18 protein-coding genes are annotated in these 17,132 nt (G+C 34.1%); 9 read left to right on the top strand and 9 right to left on the bottom strand.

The window, feature by feature from the left end; all coding sequences use genetic code 11:
* Positions 1-293 precede the first annotated feature (293 nt).
* From clpX to Q0Q96_RS04590, 4 genes are all read right to left on the bottom strand, one after another.
* The gene (gene clpX / locus Q0Q96_RS04575; protein ID WP_293872053.1) at positions 294-1,532 is read right to left on the bottom strand and encodes an ATP-dependent Clp protease ATP-binding subunit ClpX; all 1,239 of its coding nucleotides are present in this window, start codon (positions 1,530-1,532) and stop codon (positions 294-296) included.
* Between the two features lie 72 nt (positions 1,533-1,604).
* Entirely contained in the window at positions 1,605-2,291 is a 687-nt protein-coding gene (clpP, locus tag Q0Q96_RS04580) for an ATP-dependent Clp endopeptidase proteolytic subunit ClpP (RefSeq protein WP_293872054.1), read from the bottom strand.
* 278 nt (positions 2,292-2,569) lie between these two features.
* A complete protein-coding gene (tig, locus tag Q0Q96_RS04585) occupies positions 2,570-3,904 on the bottom strand; it encodes a trigger factor (RefSeq protein ID WP_293872055.1) in 1,335 nt (444 codons plus the stop codon).
* Between the two features lie 83 nt (positions 3,905-3,987).
* Positions 3,988-4,338, bottom strand: a complete 351-nt coding sequence (locus tag Q0Q96_RS04590) for a phage holin family protein (RefSeq protein ID WP_293872056.1) — start codon at positions 4,336-4,338, stop codon at positions 3,988-3,990.
* Between the two features lie 488 nt (positions 4,339-4,826).
* Here Q0Q96_RS04590 and Q0Q96_RS04595 point away from each other — a divergent pair, with 488 nt between their 5' ends.
* A complete protein-coding gene (locus Q0Q96_RS04595; RefSeq protein WP_293872057.1) occupies positions 4,827-5,177 on the top strand; it encodes a hypothetical protein in 351 nt (116 codons plus the stop codon).
* A 209-nt stretch (positions 5,178-5,386) separates the two neighbouring features.
* On the opposite strand, the gene Q0Q96_RS04600 is transcribed toward Q0Q96_RS04595, so the two are convergent.
* Both Q0Q96_RS04600 and Q0Q96_RS04605 read right to left on the bottom strand, forming a co-directional pair.
* A complete protein-coding gene (locus Q0Q96_RS04600) occupies positions 5,387-6,148 on the bottom strand; it encodes an alpha/beta fold hydrolase (protein ID WP_293872069.1) in 762 nt (253 codons plus the stop codon).
* Positions 6,149-6,198: 50 nt separating this feature from the next.
* The gene (locus tag Q0Q96_RS04605; RefSeq protein WP_293872058.1) at positions 6,199-6,912 is read right to left on the bottom strand and encodes a pyridoxine 5'-phosphate synthase; all 714 of its coding nucleotides are present in this window, start codon (positions 6,910-6,912) and stop codon (positions 6,199-6,201) included.
* Positions 6,913-7,025: 113 nt separating this feature from the next.
* On the opposite strand from Q0Q96_RS04605, the gene Q0Q96_RS04610 reads away from it, so the two are divergent.
* From Q0Q96_RS04610 to murI, 8 genes are all read left to right on the top strand, one after another.
* Positions 7,026-7,685 carry a CBS domain-containing protein gene (locus Q0Q96_RS04610; protein ID WP_293872059.1) on the top strand — a complete coding sequence of 220 codons (660 nt, stop codon included), beginning with the start codon at positions 7,026-7,028 and terminating at the stop codon, positions 7,683-7,685.
* A 10-nt stretch (positions 7,686-7,695) separates the two neighbouring features.
* Positions 7,696-8,577, top strand: a complete 882-nt coding sequence (locus tag Q0Q96_RS04615) for an NAD kinase (protein ID WP_293872060.1) — start codon at positions 7,696-7,698, stop codon at positions 8,575-8,577.
* 165 nt (positions 8,578-8,742) lie between these two features.
* The gene (locus Q0Q96_RS04620; protein WP_293872061.1) at positions 8,743-9,429 is read left to right on the top strand and encodes a DUF6089 family protein; all 687 of its coding nucleotides are present in this window, start codon (positions 8,743-8,745) and stop codon (positions 9,427-9,429) included.
* 3 nt (positions 9,430-9,432) lie between these two features.
* The gene (locus tag Q0Q96_RS04625) at positions 9,433-10,173 is read left to right on the top strand and encodes an isoprenyl transferase (protein WP_293872062.1); all 741 of its coding nucleotides are present in this window, start codon (positions 9,433-9,435) and stop codon (positions 10,171-10,173) included.
* Positions 10,106-12,844: a POTRA domain-containing protein gene (locus tag Q0Q96_RS04630; protein ID WP_293872063.1), complete on the top strand. Its 2,739-nt coding sequence runs from the start codon at positions 10,106-10,108 to the stop codon at positions 12,842-12,844. Before Q0Q96_RS04625 ends, Q0Q96_RS04630 begins: the two co-directional genes overlap by 68 nt.
* A gap of 36 nt (positions 12,845-12,880) precedes the next feature.
* A complete protein-coding gene (locus Q0Q96_RS04635; protein ID WP_293872064.1) occupies positions 12,881-13,864 on the top strand; it encodes an OmpH family outer membrane protein in 984 nt (327 codons plus the stop codon).
* 37 nt (positions 13,865-13,901) lie between these two features.
* Positions 13,902-14,402 carry an OmpH family outer membrane protein gene (locus Q0Q96_RS04640; protein ID WP_293872065.1) on the top strand — a complete coding sequence of 167 codons (501 nt, stop codon included), beginning with the start codon at positions 13,902-13,904 and terminating at the stop codon, positions 14,400-14,402.
* A gap of 77 nt (positions 14,403-14,479) precedes the next feature.
* Positions 14,480-15,259: a glutamate racemase gene (gene murI, locus Q0Q96_RS04645; RefSeq protein ID WP_293872066.1), complete on the top strand. Its 780-nt coding sequence runs from the start codon at positions 14,480-14,482 to the stop codon at positions 15,257-15,259.
* A 152-nt stretch (positions 15,260-15,411) separates the two neighbouring features.
* Here the strand turns inward: murI and Q0Q96_RS04650 are convergent, their stop codons facing one another.
* The 3 genes from Q0Q96_RS04650 to Q0Q96_RS04660 form a co-directional block, all read right to left on the bottom strand.
* Positions 15,412-15,927, bottom strand: coding sequence for a gamma carbonic anhydrase family protein (locus Q0Q96_RS04650; RefSeq protein WP_293872067.1), 516 nt, complete (start codon positions 15,925-15,927; stop codon positions 15,412-15,414).
* A 44-nt stretch (positions 15,928-15,971) separates the two neighbouring features.
* Positions 15,972-16,970 (bottom strand): type IX secretion system membrane protein PorP/SprF, encoded by a 999-nt coding sequence (locus Q0Q96_RS04655; RefSeq protein WP_293872068.1) that lies wholly within the window; start codon positions 16,968-16,970, stop codon positions 15,972-15,974.
* Between the two features lie 5 nt (positions 16,971-16,975).
* Positions 16,976-17,132: T9SS type B sorting domain-containing protein (locus Q0Q96_RS04660; protein WP_293872070.1), on the bottom strand; the 157-nt coding region annotated here is incomplete at its 5' end.

Raw genomic sequence — 17,132 nt, forward strand, 5'->3', positions numbered from 1 at the left:
TACATTAGAAATTAAAAATTAGTTGACATAAAAATTTAGTAATTAATAACAAAATGTGTCAAGTAATTTTAGGAGGGGTTAACTCTTGCCACCAGAAATAGCCTTTACCCAACCTCATTTTAAAACTAAACTTTCAAAATAAACATAAAAAATCTCGTTTAAGCACTTTTAAGCAAGGCTTATTTTTAATTTATAGCTATGATTCCTATCGTGCGTTAGTTTGTAAATTTCCGATAACTTACAGGTAACCCAAACTTATATAACGTAAAAAATCCCTCGCTTGTGGGATTTTTTTATGAAGCTATTTCTAATCTTTTTAATAAATTTTTGGTTAGCGCATCGTGCGTATAATCTACATCGATGTGTAATTCTTTTTCGTCTGAACTGGGCAAATCATACATCGCATCGGTAAGAATGGCTTCACACAGCGACCGCAAACCTCTTGCTCCCAGCTTGTATTCTAACGCTTTTTCTACAATATAATTCAAAGCGTCGTTTGAAATGGTGAAGGTAACATCGTCCATAGCAAACAGTTTTTGATACTGTTTGATTAATGCATTTTTTGGTTCGGTCAAAATAGCGCGGAGAGTTTCAGCATCCAGAGGATCCATGTGCGTTAACACCGGAAGTCTGCCTATAATTTCGGGAATTAATCCAAAATCCTTGATGTCTTTAGGAATAATGTATTGTAATAAATTATTCTTATCAATGCCATCAGCGTTTTTTGAAGTAGCATATCCAATCGCTTGACGATTCAATCTTTTTGAAATAATTCTTTCAATACCATCAAAAGCACCACCGGCAATAAACAAAATATCTTTGGTATTTACTTCAATGAATTTTTGGTCGGGATGTTTCCTACCTCCTTTTGGCGGAACATTTACAACCGTTCCTTCTAATAATTTTAACAAAGCTTGTTGCACGCCTTCGCCCGAAACATCACGGGTTATGGATGGATTATCACTTTTACGAGCAATTTTATCAATCTCGTCTATAAAAACAATCCCTCTTTCGGCTTTCGCCAAATCGTAATCGGCGGCTTGCAATAAGCGGGTTAAGATACTTTCTACATCTTCGCCCACATAACCTGCTTCGGTCAAAACTGTTGCGTCTACAATTGCCAACGGAACTTCAAGCATGCGCGCAATAGTTTTGGCAACCAATGTTTTTCCCGTTCCAGTTTGACCCACCATAATGATATTGCTTTTTTCGATTTCAATATCTTCATCGTGTTGCAACTGCATCAATCTTTTGTAATGATTATACACGGCTACCGACATTACTTTTTTGGTTTGATCTTGCCCGATAACATACTGGTCTAAAAACGCTCGAATTTCTTTTGGTTTTTTCAAAATCAAATCGGTATTCGATTTTAAAGTTGATGTTCCGCTCGACTTCAATTCTTCCTGAACAATTCCGTGTGCTTGTTCAATACATCGGTCGCAAACGTGCGCATTTATTCCAGCGATTAATAAATTTGTTTCTGGTTTTTTTCGTCCACAAAAGGAACATTCTAAAACTTGTTTTGCCATTCTTGTTGTCTAAAGTCATAAAGTCACAAGTCATCTAGTCTTTCGACATTTGACTTTGGACTTTCGACATATTTATCTTCTTAAAACTTCATCAATCATTCCGTATTCTTTTGCTTCGTCGGCAATCATCCAATAGTCACGTTCTGAATCTTTGTGAACTTTGTCAAATGTTTGTCCAGAATGATGGGCTATAATTTGATATAATTCGTCTTTTAATTTGAGCATTTCTCTCAAGTTGATTTCCATATCGGTTGCCACTCCAGATGAACCGCCAGAGGGCTGATGAATCATTACTCTTGAATGTGGCAAAGCCGAACGCTTGCCCGCAGCACCTGCACATAATAAAACGGCACCCATAGAGGCAGCCATTCCTGTGCAAATTGTAGCTACGTCTGGTTTGATGAATTGCATGGTATCATAAATTCCTAATCCTGCATAAACGCTTCCGCCTGGCGAGTTAATGTAGATTTGAATGTCTTTTGAAGCGTCAACACTTTCTAAAAACAATAATTGCGCTTGAATGATGTTTGCCATATAATCGTCGACTCCTGTCCCCATGAAGATAATTCTATCCATCATCAAACGGGAGAACACGTCGAGTTGCGAAACATTCATTTGGCGTTCTTCAATAATATAAGGTGTCATGCTGCCTACGATTTTATCGTAATATAAACTGTTTACGCCGTGTTTTTTTGTAGCAAATTTTTTAAACTGCTTTGCCATTTCGAGTGTAGCTCTTGGGTCTTTTCCGTAGTCCATGGTATTGTTATGAATTATGAGTTATTTAATTATTTTGTGATTGGTCAAAGTTCGTGCCTTGTTTTTATTGTGACATTGTGTCGGTAAAACCTAAATCCTAGCCCGGATAGCAGTGAAAATCCTTTTAATCCTGAAACAAGTTCAGGATTAAAAGATTGCAACGTATAGCCGGATTGGCTTCAAGGTTCTGACCCGAGTAAAGCGAATTGACGCAGTAAACAAATTCAGAATAAAAAAGCGCCAAATAATTTTGACGCTAAATATAGCAAATTATAATATTAGTGATTTAATTCCCCGTACATTGCTTTGGTGAAATCGTCATAAGAAACCTCTTTTGTTGTTGCTTTTACTTTGTCTTTAAACAGGTTCAGCAATTTTTCGCTCATAACTTGCTCCGACAAACGTTTTACCTCGTCTTGATTTGACATTACACGTGCCACAATTCCTTGAATATCTTCATCGGTAGGATTTAGTTGCCCAAACTGTGCCATTTGTTTTCTAATCACACCTGATGTAAAGTCTTTTAACTCTTCAAAAGTGATTTGCAAATTGTTTTCTGCGCTTACTTTGGCTTCAATCAATTGGTAGCGAAGACCATTTTCTGATTTGTCGTATTCTGCTTCTGCTTGCTCGATTGTCATAGGGTTTTCAGCGGTATTCTGAATCCATTTTTTCAGGAAAGCAGCTGGCAAATCAAATTTTGTAGTAGCAATTAAAGACTCCGTAACATCGTTTAGGAATTTTTGATTGGCTTGTTGCCCAAATTGTTGTTCGGCATCTTCTTTAATTTTTGCTTTTAGTTCCTCTACAGTGGTGATGACTTGCAGTCCAAACAGTTTATCAAATAATTCTTGGTCGAGAGTGGCGGGCTCGTGCCCAATTACTTCATCAATTGTAAAAGAAACTTCTACTTCCAAATCGTGAACATCGTCGTGACTTATGGCTAAAAAATCCATGAGTTTGTGATTGTCTTCAAAGAGTCCTTTTGTATTAAAGGTAAGCACATCGCCTACTTTTTTACCCATAAATGACTGTGCCGTATTTTTATCTGCAAATACATCTAAAGAAATGGTGGTTCTGTTGTTGATTCCTTTTTCATGGTTTGTAAAAAATCCTGAAACATCATCATTTTCGGCAACGGTGTCTTTGGCGATTAGTTTTCCGTATTGTTTTTGAATTCGAGCAATTTGGTCGTTTAGCGTTTTGTCTTCAGTAACTATTTTATAGAAAACCAGATTGTTTTTTTGCTCCAAATTAACTTCGAAATGTGGCGCTAGACCTACTTCAAATTCAAATTTAAAATTTTCAAGATTCCAATTAAAATCTTCGGTTACTTTGGGCAACGGATTTCCAAGAATGTCTAATTTTTCTTCGACTAAATATTTGTTCAAATTGGCTTGCAATAATTTGTTTACTTCTTCTAACAAAACAGCTTTTCCGTATTGTTTTTGAATTAAACTCATGGGAACAGCCCCTTTTCTAAAGCCCGATATACTTGCATTTTTGCGATAATCTGTCAATACTTTTTCTACTTTTTCAGCATAATCAGCTTTCGCCACTTCTACGGTCACCACTGCATTTAATGCATCTACGTTGTTTATTGTAATATTCATTTTTATGTCAACTAAAATTGGATTGCAAAATTATAACATTTATGCAACCCAACCAAGTTTTTGTTTTAATGATAGTAACTACTTTATTTTGCCTCACCCGTGATTTGATAAACCACTGATTGCGATAGTGAGAGGATGATACTAAAAATTAAGGCAGTCCAAAACGAATGGATACCAAAACCAGGGACAAAATGAGCGCAAAGCAAAATTATTACAGCATTGATTACCAGCAAAAATAAACCTAACGTTATAAAGGTTACAGGCAATGTTAATAAAACTAATATAGGTTTTACAAAAAAGTTGAGCAGTGCTAGTACAATCGCAACCTTTAAGGAAGTTTCAAATCCGTTTACTAGCGTAATGCTGCCCCGCATAAAGTGGGCAATTACCATAACTAAAACGGTTGTAATCAATATTCTGATAAGTAGTTTCATTTAATTTTAGTTTTAAGTTATAAATATTAAAAACATTTAATTTCGTTAAACAAATTTACGAATATCTTTTAAAAATAACCGATAAAAAAATATCCAACTGTTATGACCCCTTTTTCCTCTTAACCAAGGTTGAGACAACATAGTAACAACAATTTATTTAAACTCGGAGACAACAAGTAGGAAGAAAAACCTCTTTTCGAAGAGTAAACCCTGCTCACTTGTACAGCGGTAATCCATGAATACTGTCGCACACTATAAGTGTTGCAACAAATATACCTTAAGTACTGCCGCATGCTAGGCTTTTTTACATAAAACGTTATCCTTTAAAAAGGTTTAAACTTTTAAAATTGCTAGCGTTAAAATGTCATACTATTAAATTATAAAAGAAAACACTTTTTTACTGAATATCTTACTCTTACAATTGATAGGTTACAAGTATTATTAACAATCTAGGATAGAATACTACAAAAAAAATATTTTATTATTTTGTGCTGACTCTCACTATTTGTGTAAGTGGATGCAGCCTCAGCGATAGCCCCACAACCCTGCCCGCAGCCCCACAAACTGGGCGTGGTATATTTGCCTGTTATGTTGACGGAATACCTTTTATAGATAACACTTGCGCGCCCAATGCAATTAGTTTTAACTGCTTTTATCAGTACGTAAATGGTGGGTATGACTTTGAGATTGATGGGAGAGATTCTGTTGAAAATTTAAAGGCAATTGTCATTGGTTCCAATAATATAGTATTTACACAAGGAAATACATATCAATTAAAAAAATTTGAAACCAATAGTGTATGGAGGTCGGAAGTTTTTTTTGAATATAAATTCAGGTGAAGAAACATATACTGACTTAAATACTTATACTGGTGAACTGCACATAACAAAATTAGACATTCCAAACCAAATCGTATTAGGTACTTTCTCGATGAATATAAAAAAAACCGTTTACGGGTTCTACAATAAGAATAACTCAAGGGCGTTTTGATACGCGTTTTGGGCAATAATTTTAAACTTTAAACAAATTTAATAACTTGAAAAAAGTTTTATTTTAAAAATTTAATGGTTTCTTCAAAAAAAGCTTTTGGATTTTCGGCATGAAGCCAATGACCTACGTTGGGAATGGTTACTAATTTAAAGTTAGTGAAATGCTTTTTGATTTCGGGCAAATCGGCATCTAAAATATAGCGAGAGTTTCCGCCCCGAATAAAAAGTGTTGGTTTATTGAAATAATTTTCTGTTGGCAAAGCTTCGCCGATGTTTTCCATTTTAGAATTAAAAACAGGCAAGTTAAACCGAAAAGCCAATTGTCCTGGTGCTACCCAATACAAGTTTTTCATCAAAAACTGGCGGGTTCCAAAATCAGGAATGTAAGGATATAAAATTTCTTCTACTTGTTCTCTGTCAGGTTTTGTGGTGAAATCTACGGCATTTAGTCCTGCTAAAATGTCTTGATGATGTGGCGCATAATATTTCGGACCTATATCGGCAACAATTAATTTTTCAACCAAATCAGGATATGTTGTAGCAAAAAGCATGGCTACTTTTCCGCCCATCGAATGTCCTAGGAGAGAAATAGTTGTTAAATTATAATGTTGGCAATAATCCAGAATATCATTCGACATTACACTGTAATTAAATGCATCAGCATGAAAACTCTTTCCGTGATTTCTTAAATCAAGCAAGTGAACTTGAAAACCTTCAGCAGCATAAAGAGCACTCAATGATTTCCAATTATCGGACATCCCGAGAAATCCGTGAATGATAATTAGTGGCTTGCCTATGCCTTCTATTCGGGAATGTAAAATCATTTTGATTCAGGAATTAGACCTTCGACTGCGCTTAAGAGGACAATAATTTATTTTAATTTTTGTAAATACATGTTCACCACATTATCCAAACCAAGATATAATGCTTCTGAAATCAAGGCATGACCTATAGAAACTTCCATCAATCCCGGAATATTTTCTTTAAAGAATTTGATATTATCCAAACTTAAATCGTGTCCGGCATTTATTCCCAAATCTAATTTATTTGCCAAAACAGCTGCTTGAGTATACGGTTCAATTCCTTTATGATTGCCTAAACCGTATTGATGCGCAAACGCTTCGGTATATAACTCGACTCTTTCTGTTCCTGTTTTTTTGGCGCCTTCAATGATTTCCAAAATAGGATCAACAAAGATGGAAGTTCTAATTCCGTTGCGTTGAAATTCCTGAATAACTTCGGTTAAATAGGATTTATTTTTGACTGTATCCCAACCTGCAGACGAAGTAATAGCTCCAATAGCATCGGGCACCAAAGTCACTTGAGTGGGTTTGCATTCGAGAACTAAATCTATAAAATTATGTTTTGGATTACCCTCGATATTGAATTCGGTATAAACAATTGATTTCAAATCACGGGCATCTTGATAGCGAATGTGTCTTTCATCTGGTCTTGGATGAATGGTTATTCCTTGTGCGCCAAATTTCTGAATATCTTTTGCAACCTGCAATAAATTAGGAACATTACCACCCCGAGCATTTCGTAAAGTGGCTATTTTATTAATGTTTACGCTTAATTTTATCATGGAGATTTTTAGTAAATTTTGAATCTTAAAAATATGATTACAAAAATACAAAGTTAAGCAAGCCCTCATGTCCCAAAATTTGATTATTTTGCAGTCGTTAAAAAAAAGTATCGATGAGACAACTTTCTGAATACATTAATAACGATTTTAAACCTTTTTTGAGTATCAACTCTGTGGCAGAAATTCAAGATTTCTTTGCAGAAGATTCGCATTCTCATTTTCCGGTTTTGGATAATGGCATTTATATAGGTTGCATTTCGTCTGTTGATGTAGAAACTTTTGAACGCAGTAAAACTATTGCGGATTATCGCTATGCTTTAGAAGGTTTTTTTGTAAGAACAACGATGATTTGGCTAGATGTTTTAGAAATTTTTGCTAGAAATAATGCCAACATTGTTCCTATTTTGGATGAAACAAATCATTACATAGGGTATTACGAAATTACAGATATAATCAAGTTTTTAAACGAAACTCCCTTCCTTAAAGATTCTGGTGGAATTATTGTTGTTGAAAAATCCACTGCAGATTATTCGATGAGCCAAATCACGCAAATTGTGGAAAGCAACAACGGTAACCTTTTGGGCGTTTTTGTTTCTCAAGCCAATGCTGAAAAAGTGCAGGTGACTATTAAAACTACACATGGCAGTATTAACGAAATCATTCAATCTTTCAGACGTTATAATTATGAAATCATATCAGAACATCAAGAAGACGACTATTTGAACACGCTTAAAGAACGCTCGGAATATTTAGATAAATATTTAAACATATAAAAATAGTAAAATGAAAGTTGCCATTTTCGGACAATATTATCAGAACGATACGCGGCCAATCATCAGGGATATTTTTGTTTTTTTCAATAAAAACAGTGTAGAATTGGTTATTGAGGAGCATTTTTTGAAGATATTATACGAAGAGAAAATTGTTGCCAAACCCTATAAAACTTTCGCTTCCCACAAAGATTTAGACCGCAGTTTTGACATTCTGATAAGCATAGGTGGTGACGGAACGATTCTTAAAGCTGCTACTTTTGTACGCGATTCTGGCATTCCTATTCTTGGTGTAAATGCCGGACGGCTCGGTTTTTTGGCCAAGGTGCAAAAAGAAAATATTGAATCTTTTCTTCAAATTGTATTGGAAAAAAAATATACAATTTCAGAGAGAACACTATTAAGTATGGAAAGCATTCCCGCAAATACTGAAATCGCTATAAATTTTGCGATGAATGAAGTTTCGGTAAGCCGAAAAGATATTACTTCAATGATAACTATAGAAACTTATTTAAACGGCGAATATCTAAATTCCTATTGGGCTGACGGTTTAATCATTGCTACACCCACGGGATCAACGGGTTATTCCTTGAGTTGTGGCGGACCTATTTTAACACCAGAGGTAAACGGACTAGTTATTACACCTATAGCACCTCATAATCTAAACGCAAGACCACTTGTAATCCCTGATAATACCGAGATAAAACTCAAAGTTTCGGGAAGAGAAGAACAGTATTTAGTTTCATTGGATTCCAGAATAACATCGGTTAGTAATAATGCCGAGTTGGTGATTAAAAAAGCCCCTTTCAAGATTAATATGGTAGAAATTCTCGAAGAAACCTTCCTAAAAACACTTCGTAACAAGTTACTGTGGGGTGAAGACAAGAGAAATTAGAAAAATTATATTCTATTTTATACTACAATTCTAAAAAATTCGTTTTAGAATACAAACCATTGTAACATCAATAATAATCAGTGCTTTGTTTTAATTAACAGAAATACAAAATTCATGTTAAACAAGCAGAGAGAATTATTATATTTGCACGCTATTTTCAATTTAATGAAAAAGATTTTAGTATTATTTATTTGTTTAATTTTTCAAAACATATCAAATGCACAAATTCACGAAATAGGTGTATTCTTGGGCGGAAGCAACTATATTGGCGATGTGGGCAAAACCACTTATGTTAATCCAAACAAATTAGCTTTTGGAATTTTGTACAAATGGAATAAAAGCCCAAGACATTCTTATAGGTTTTCCTATACACAGTCTACCATTATGGGAAATGATTTAGATTCAGATGATCCGGCAAGAGTTCAACGAGGTTATAAGTTTAAAAATGACATAAAAGAATTTTCAGCAGGACTGGAATTTAACTTTTTTGATTTTAATCTTCACGAAGAGTTAAAAAGAAAGTTAACGCCTTATGTGTTTTCGGGAATATCTTATTTTGCATACGATGAATTATTTGTTGTTAACGGGGAAACAAAAAAAGATTATACCAGCAGCACATTTGCTATTCCCATGATTGTTGGTATAAAAACCAACTATTTTAAAAATATTATTGTAGGTTTTGAAGTAGGAGCGCGTTATACTTTCACAGATAATCTTGATGGAAGTTTGCCTAAAAATAAAAATTTAGAAATCTTGAAATTTGGTAATTTAAACAGCAAAGACTGGTATGTTTTTTCTGGATTTACAATTACTTACACCTTTGGAGAAAAACCATGTTATTGTTCAAATTAAATAATGACTTTACAAGAAACCATAAATAAAGACAATTTGCCAAAACACCTAGCCATAATTATGGATGGCAATGGTAGATGGGCGAAACAAAAAGGTCTTTTAAGAGCATTTGGACATAAAAACGGCACAAAATCAGTTAGAATTACTGTAGAAACCTGTGCAAAACTAGGCATCGAAAACCTGACCTTATATGCCTTTTCTACGGAAAACTGGAAAAGACCAAAATTAGAAGTTGATATTTTAATGAAATTACTGGTCAATTCATTAAAAAATGAATTAGATACTTTAGAAAAAAATAACATCCGTTTAAACTGTATCGGAAACATTGATATGCTTCCTGACAAAGCCAAAGCAGCACTTTTATCGGTTATAAAAAAAACAAAAAATAACAGCAGAATGACACTCACGCTGGCCTTAAGCTATGGCTCTAGGGAAGAATTGCTGAATGCTGTGAAAATTATAAGTGAGAAAGTTAAAAATAATATAATTTCTATAGACACTATTGATGAATCAATTATAAATGAGCATCTTTACACGCGAAATTTACCCGATGTAGATTTAGTGATTAGAACTAGTGGCGAACACCGGGTGAGTAACTTTTTGTTATGGCAAATTGCTTATGCAGAATTTTATTTTACAGATGTTTTGTGGCCCGATTTTAAGGAAAATGATTTATATGCAGCCATCATTAGCTATCAAAAAAGAGAACGCAGATACGGAAAAACAAGTGAACAAATTAAATAAAATTTCAGTGCAGATTCAAACATTAAAAGTATTTCTAATTGTTATATTATTTGGAAATATTTTTCAATTACAAGCCCAAGAAAAAATTCCTTTTGAACAAGGTAAAAAATATATTTTAGCGGATGTTAAAGTAAATGGAAAAATTAGTTACAACCAACAAACTGTTGTGACTTTTGCCGGGTTAGAAAAAGGTCAAAACATAACAGTTCCTGGTGAAGAAATCAGCAATGCTATAAAAAAACTGGGAAAACTTGGTCTGTTTAGCGACATTGATTTTTATGTGACAAAAGTTGTAACCGATAGTATTTACCTAGATTTAAATATTGTAGAATTACCAAAACTTAAGGAAGTTAAAATTCAAGGTGTTAAGAAATCAAAAACGGAAGCCCTTATCAAAGACAACGCATTAACGAAGGGGAAAATTGTCAATGAAAATTTGATTACAACTACTAAAAACTATATCGAAAACAAGTACAAAAAGGACGGTTATTATAATACCAAAGTTTTTATCAAAACCATTCCCGATACAACCGAAGGAAATCAAGTAAAAATGCTTGTTAATGTTGATAAAGGTGATAAATTAAAAGTGTCTAAAATAAATTTTGAAGGCAACGAAAAATTCTCGGATAAAAGTTTGAGAAGTGCCATGAAAAACACCAAGCAAATCAATATTATCAGGGTTTTAAAGGCATCAAAATTTATTAAAGAAAAATATCAGGAAGACCTAACATCTGTTGTAAACAAATACAAAGAAAAAGGATACAGAGATGCTCGAATTGTTAGTGATTCTGTATTTTTAAATGCCAAAAAAACCAAACTAGCTGTAAATATTAAGGTTGAAGAAGGTAGAAAATATCGTTTTGGAAACATCAAATTTTTAGGAAACTCGGTCTATTCCGATCAATTGTTGAGCAGAATTCTTGGCATTAAAAAAGGAGATACTTATAACGGTGTGATGCTCGAAAAAAGAATTGCCGATAAGAAAAAACCTGATGGTGAAGACTTAACCAACTTGTATCAGAACAACGGTTATTTGTTTTCTAATGTCAACGCCGTTGAGGTAAAAACAGTCAATGACACTATCGATTTTGAAATAAGAATTACCGAAGGACCAATAGCTTATTTTAATAACATAACAGTAGTTGGCAATGACAAAACCAATGATAGAGTAATTTACCGAGAGTTGAGAACGCAACCAGGACAAAAATACAGTAAGGAAGATTTAGTTAGAACTATTAGAGAAATAGGACAACTAGGCTTCTTTGATCCAGAAGCAATAGACCCTAAATTTAAAAATGTTGATCCCGCAGCAGGAACCGTTGATATTGAATATAATGTAGTTGAAAAAGGGTCAAGCCAAATTGAACTCCAAGGTGGTTACGGTGGTGGCGGTTTTATAGGAACATTAGGATTGTCATTTAACAACTTCTCGGCAAGAAATTTTTTTAAAAAAGATGCGTACAAACCCTTACCAATGGGTGATGGTCAAAAAGTATCTTTACGACTTCAGGCAAGTTCATTTTTTCAAACTTACAGCTTGTCTTTTTCCGAACCCTGGCTAGGCGGAAAAAAACCAATACAATTTTCAACCTCTATATCACACAGTAAACAGTTCCTTTATTCTGGAAGATCAACCAATGTAGATAGGGATAAAAGTTTTAATATCACATCCTTATCCGTAGGTATTGCGAAACGATTGACTATCCCTGATGATTTTTTCGTGTTTTCTAGTTCGGTGAGTTTTCAGTATTATGATTTGAATAATTACAATACAGGTTTATTCACATTTGGGAACGGCGCTTCGCGAAACCTAGCGTATACTCTTGGTTTATCCCGAAATAATAAAGGAGTTAACCCTATTTTCCCGACTTCGGGATCTGAATTTAGTGTTTCGGCGAAATTCACCTTACCTTATTCATTGTTTAATGGAATCAATTATGGTGATTTAGAAAATCAAAAAGATTATAAAATCCAGTATAGAACAGGAGCTGGTTTAACTTACATTCCAACAGCAGAGGGCGCAATTCCCGCTATTGGTGACTACCTAAAAGAAACAGCTACTGGTTCTGGAATTTATCAAACAGTTGGTTCAGATTACACATTGGCAACTGCCGATAGAGCAAAAGTAGATCAGCAAAAATTTAATTGGTTAGAATATTACAAAGTAAAGTTCAAAGCCGATTGGTATACCAAATTAGCAGGTAAATTAGTAATGAGAACACTGGGCGAATTTGGCTATTTAGGAGCTTATAATAGCGGCAGAGGACTAGTTCCTTTTGAAAGATTCTTTCTGGGCGGCGACGGATTAGCAAACTTTTCGCTAGATGGTAGAGAAGTGATTCAATTAAGAGGTTATCCAAATCAATCACTCTCTAAACAAGATGGTGCCACAGTTTACAACAAATTCTCATTAGAATTAAGATACCCATTAACTTTGAAAGCCGCTGCGTCAATTTATGTATTAAGTTTCCTTGAAGCTGGATCTTCCTATGACACCTTTAAAGAATATAATCCGTTTGTATTACAACGTTCTGCTGGCTTTGGATTGAGAGTATTTATGCCTGCTTTTGGATTATTAGGAATTGACTTTGCAAAAGGTTTTGATGCGATACCAGGTTACACTAATCCAAATGGCTGGGAAACACATTTTATAATTGGTCAACAATTTTAATTATATTTGGGAAACTATTTCTAAATCTTAAAGCGAATGAAAAAATATTTTGCAATAATACTTCTAACTTTATCTTGTGTGCTTCATACAAATGCGCAATCAAGAGGTGTAAAAATAGGTTATATTGATATGGAATATATTCTACAAAATGTACCAGATTACAGCGAAGCAAAAAGTCAATTAGAACAAAAAGCTCAAAAATGGAAGCAAGATATTGAACTTAAAAAAGTAGAAATTGCTAAACTAAAAGATGCTTTAAAAACAGAGAGAGCGTTGTTAACCAAAGAACTTATAGACGAACGCGAAGAAGAAATAAAATTTCAAGATGATGAACTTTTAGACTTTCAACAAAAGAAATTTGGTCCTAATGGTGATTTAATTACACAAAAAGCAGTTTTGGTAAAACCAATTCAAGACCAAGTTTTTACAGCGGTTCAAGACATTGCCGAAGCCAAAAAATATGATTATATTTTTGATAAATCTTCAGACTTGACAATGCTTTTTGCTGCTAAAAGACACGACATTAGCGATCAGGTGATAAGAGTAATTACTAGAGCTGAAAAAAGAGAACAGCTTTCTAGAAAACAATTAAAAGATCAAGCTAAAAAAGAATATCAAGAAGATGTTACCGATGAAAACTCTACCTTAAATATTCGTAAAAAAGCTTTAGAAGAAAAAAAGAAAGCCCGCGAACAAGCTGTTGCTGATAGAAAAGCTGCTGCCGAAGCTTTAAAAGCTGAAAAAGATGGAAGAAGAGCAGTACTACTTGCCGCCAAGAGCGGAAAAAAAACTGGCACGATTCCTGCTAACGGAAATTCAACCGGCGGTGTAAAAAACCCCGAAACTAACAAAACAATTAAAGACACAGCAGCTGTAACCAATAGTAAAGAAACAAAAGCTGCCGCAAGAGTAAAACTTCTTGAAGATAGAAAGAAAGCTTTAGAAGATAAAAAGAAAAAAATGCTAGAAGATAGAGAAGCTGCAAAAAAAGCAAAAGCAGATAAAATAAAAATAGAGTAAAATAACAATAACAAATAATAATTAATACTTTTTAAAAATGAAACGATTGAAATCATTATTACTAGCTACAGTGTTGTGTTTAGGAACAAGCTACACCATCAGCGCACAAGCTAAAACTGCACATGTAGATGTAAATGGACTAATTTCTAAAATGCCAGCAATGATAGATGCGCAGAAACAATTAGAAAAATTGAGCGGAACTTACGATGCAGAATACAAAACAATGGCTGAAGAATATCAAGCAAAAATTAAAAAATACGACCAAGAAGCTTCCACAGTTGGTGATGCTGTAAATGCAACACGTCAAACAGAAGTCCAAGATTTGGTAAAACGTATTCAAGATTACAGAGACAATGCCCAAAAAGAATTACAAAAGAAAGAAGCAGATATGGTTAAACCATTGATGGACAAAATCAAAGCTTCTATCGCAAAAGTGGGCAAAGCCAAAGGTTTTCAATATGTGATAAATGTTGCAGATTTACTCTTGGCAGATGGTCCAGATTTAACCCCAGATGTAAAAAAAGATTTAGGGTTTTAATCTAAAACGAATTCAAATTCTACACTATTAAACGAAAACTGTTCAAATACTTGAGCAGTTTTTTTACTTTTGTGTTTATGAACAACCATAATCCTATAGGACTTTTTGATTCAGGTATTGGAGGGACTTCTATTTGGTCAGAAATTCACATTTTGCTGCCAAACGAAGATACAATTTACCTTGCTGACAGTAAAAATGCACCTTACGGACAAAAATCTAAAGAGGAAATTATCCTGGTTAGTATCAAGAATACCGAATATCTTCTTAACCAAAATTGCAAAATCATAGTTGTTGCTTGCAATACCGCAACGACCAATGCAATTAAAGAATTAAGAGCCAAATACGATGTTCCATTTATTGGCATCGAACCCGCAATCAAACCCGCAGCTTTGCATTCTAAAAAACACATCATCGGAATTCTTGCCACAAAAGGAACGCTAAACAGCGACTTATTTTATCAAACAACCGAAAAATTTCAAGACACAAAAATTATAGAACAAATTGGTCATGGTCTCGTCCCATTAATCGAAAATGGCGAAATCAATTCACCCGAAATCAATGCACTTCTGCATCGCTATTTACAACCCATGATCAACGCTAATATTGATTATTTGGTGTTGGGCTGCAGCCATTATCCCTACTTGATTCCACAAATAAAAAAAATTCTTCCCAATACGATTCAAATAATAGACTCGGGCGAAGCTGTTGCCCGGCAAACAAAAAAGATTTTACAAGATTCTTTAGGATTAAATACGCAGCCAAATAAAGGCAAAACACTTTTTTATACCAACTCAAATCCAAAAGTTTTGGAGAATATTTTAAAAAATAAATATTCCGTAGTTGTCAAAGATTTTTAAGAGCCAAACTTTAGAAATCGTTTAAATATAGTTCCTACTGTTCGTTGCAATCTGTTATTGCCATTCAACTAGCCGTTTCAAGGTAACATTTTTTCAAAGCAATAACAGGATTTACACTTCCATTAGGGCTAATTTCAAACAAAAGGCTTTCTTTATTCTTCCTTAAACCAACTGGAATACACTATATAATTATTAGAAATTCGTTCAATCTCTCCAGCAAAATCGGATTGGTTGATATCTTTAACTTTTTTAGCAGGAACACCAGCATAAATTGTCCCAGATTCAACAACCGTATTTTGAGTAACCACAGCACCTGCGGCAATAATAGAATTACTTTCAATAACACAATTATCCATGATAATTGCACCCATTCCAATAAGCACATTATCATGAATTTTACAACCATGTACAATGGCATTATGCCCAATAGAAACATTATTCCCAATTTCTGTTGGATGTTTTTGATACGTGCAATGTATAATCGCCCCATCTTGGATGTTAACCTTATCCCCGATTTTAATATAATGAACATCACCGCGAATAACAGCATTGTACCAAACGCTGCATAATTCTCCTATCACAACGTCACCAACAATGGTAGCATTTTCGGCAATAAAACAATCTTTAGGAATCTGCGGGCTTTTACCGTTAACAGCTTTTAGTATCATGGTTTAAAAAAATTGTCCCGATAAATCCGGGACAGTTATTTGAATTAATTAATTGCTGGACAATTACAGTGGTATTTTTCTGGTTTACAAAACAAGTTTATCCCTAAAGTGATTTGATGAAAACCTCCCGAATCAAATTTGACTGTTCCTAACAAATGGGAGTATGTATAAGAGAAAACGTATTTTTTAAAATTTATACCTACTATTGGAGTTATGTATTGTAATTTTTGATCTGCAACACCATTTCCTTGAACATATTGCGCGCCATCAAGGCTTCTTCTATAGGATATTCCTCCCCACAATTTACCAAAATCCAACTCTTTGTAGGCTTTTAGATTCAAATCAATTGTTTTTTCTTGAGTTAAAGTCACTAACTGAAACATAAAGGATGGCTCCCATAAAATTCTATCGGCATCCCCAAAAGTGTAACCTAAATTCAAAATGGCTCTTTTGAGATTTACAGGCTCACTACCGGTATATAATTTTCTTTCACTGGCCAGTGCATTTTTAACCGTGAAATGAACGTAAAAATCTAGGAAATTATACGATGCTCCAATGTCAACATTAAAATAAGTTGATTTTTGAATTGAACCAAAAATTATTGGATCAAAATTTGGATTGTTATCATAAAAAGTACTTTCGTCCAAATTACTTTGAACAAATCCTGCGCTCATACCAAATGAAAGTTGGTTTAAATCAACATCATCACGAGAAAACATAATATGATGTGCATAAGTTAGTTTCATTCCAGTTTGCGAATGATAACCGTTTCTGTCGTTATAAATAATAATTCCTCCTCCAGATCTTTCTCCTAATGCTCCATTAAAACTCAAAGTTTGCAATGCAGGCGCATCTTTCTGTCCTAACCATTGTTGTCTTGCTGTTAATCTTAATTTTGCGCAATTAGCTGCGCCAGCCATCGACGGATGAAGCAAATAATAATTGTCTGATAAATAATCCGAATACACGGGCAAACCTTCTTGTGAATGCGAAAATTGCGCGATTAATAGGAGTGCTAATAAATAAATCTTTCTAAAATTCATTTTAACTATCTTTTTAATGATAAATGGGCTCTAAATTGTTTGGTTTGGTTTTGTTCTACATAATCAACAGTAAACCAGTAATCGTCTGATGGCATTTGATGTCCGTTGTACGTGCCATCCCATCCTTGTCCTGTGGAACTTATTTGTTTTAATAGTTTACCA

The organism is Flavobacterium sp. (genome assembly GCF_025352015.1).
GTDB lineage: Bacteria > Bacteroidota > Bacteroidia > Flavobacteriales > Flavobacteriaceae > Flavobacterium.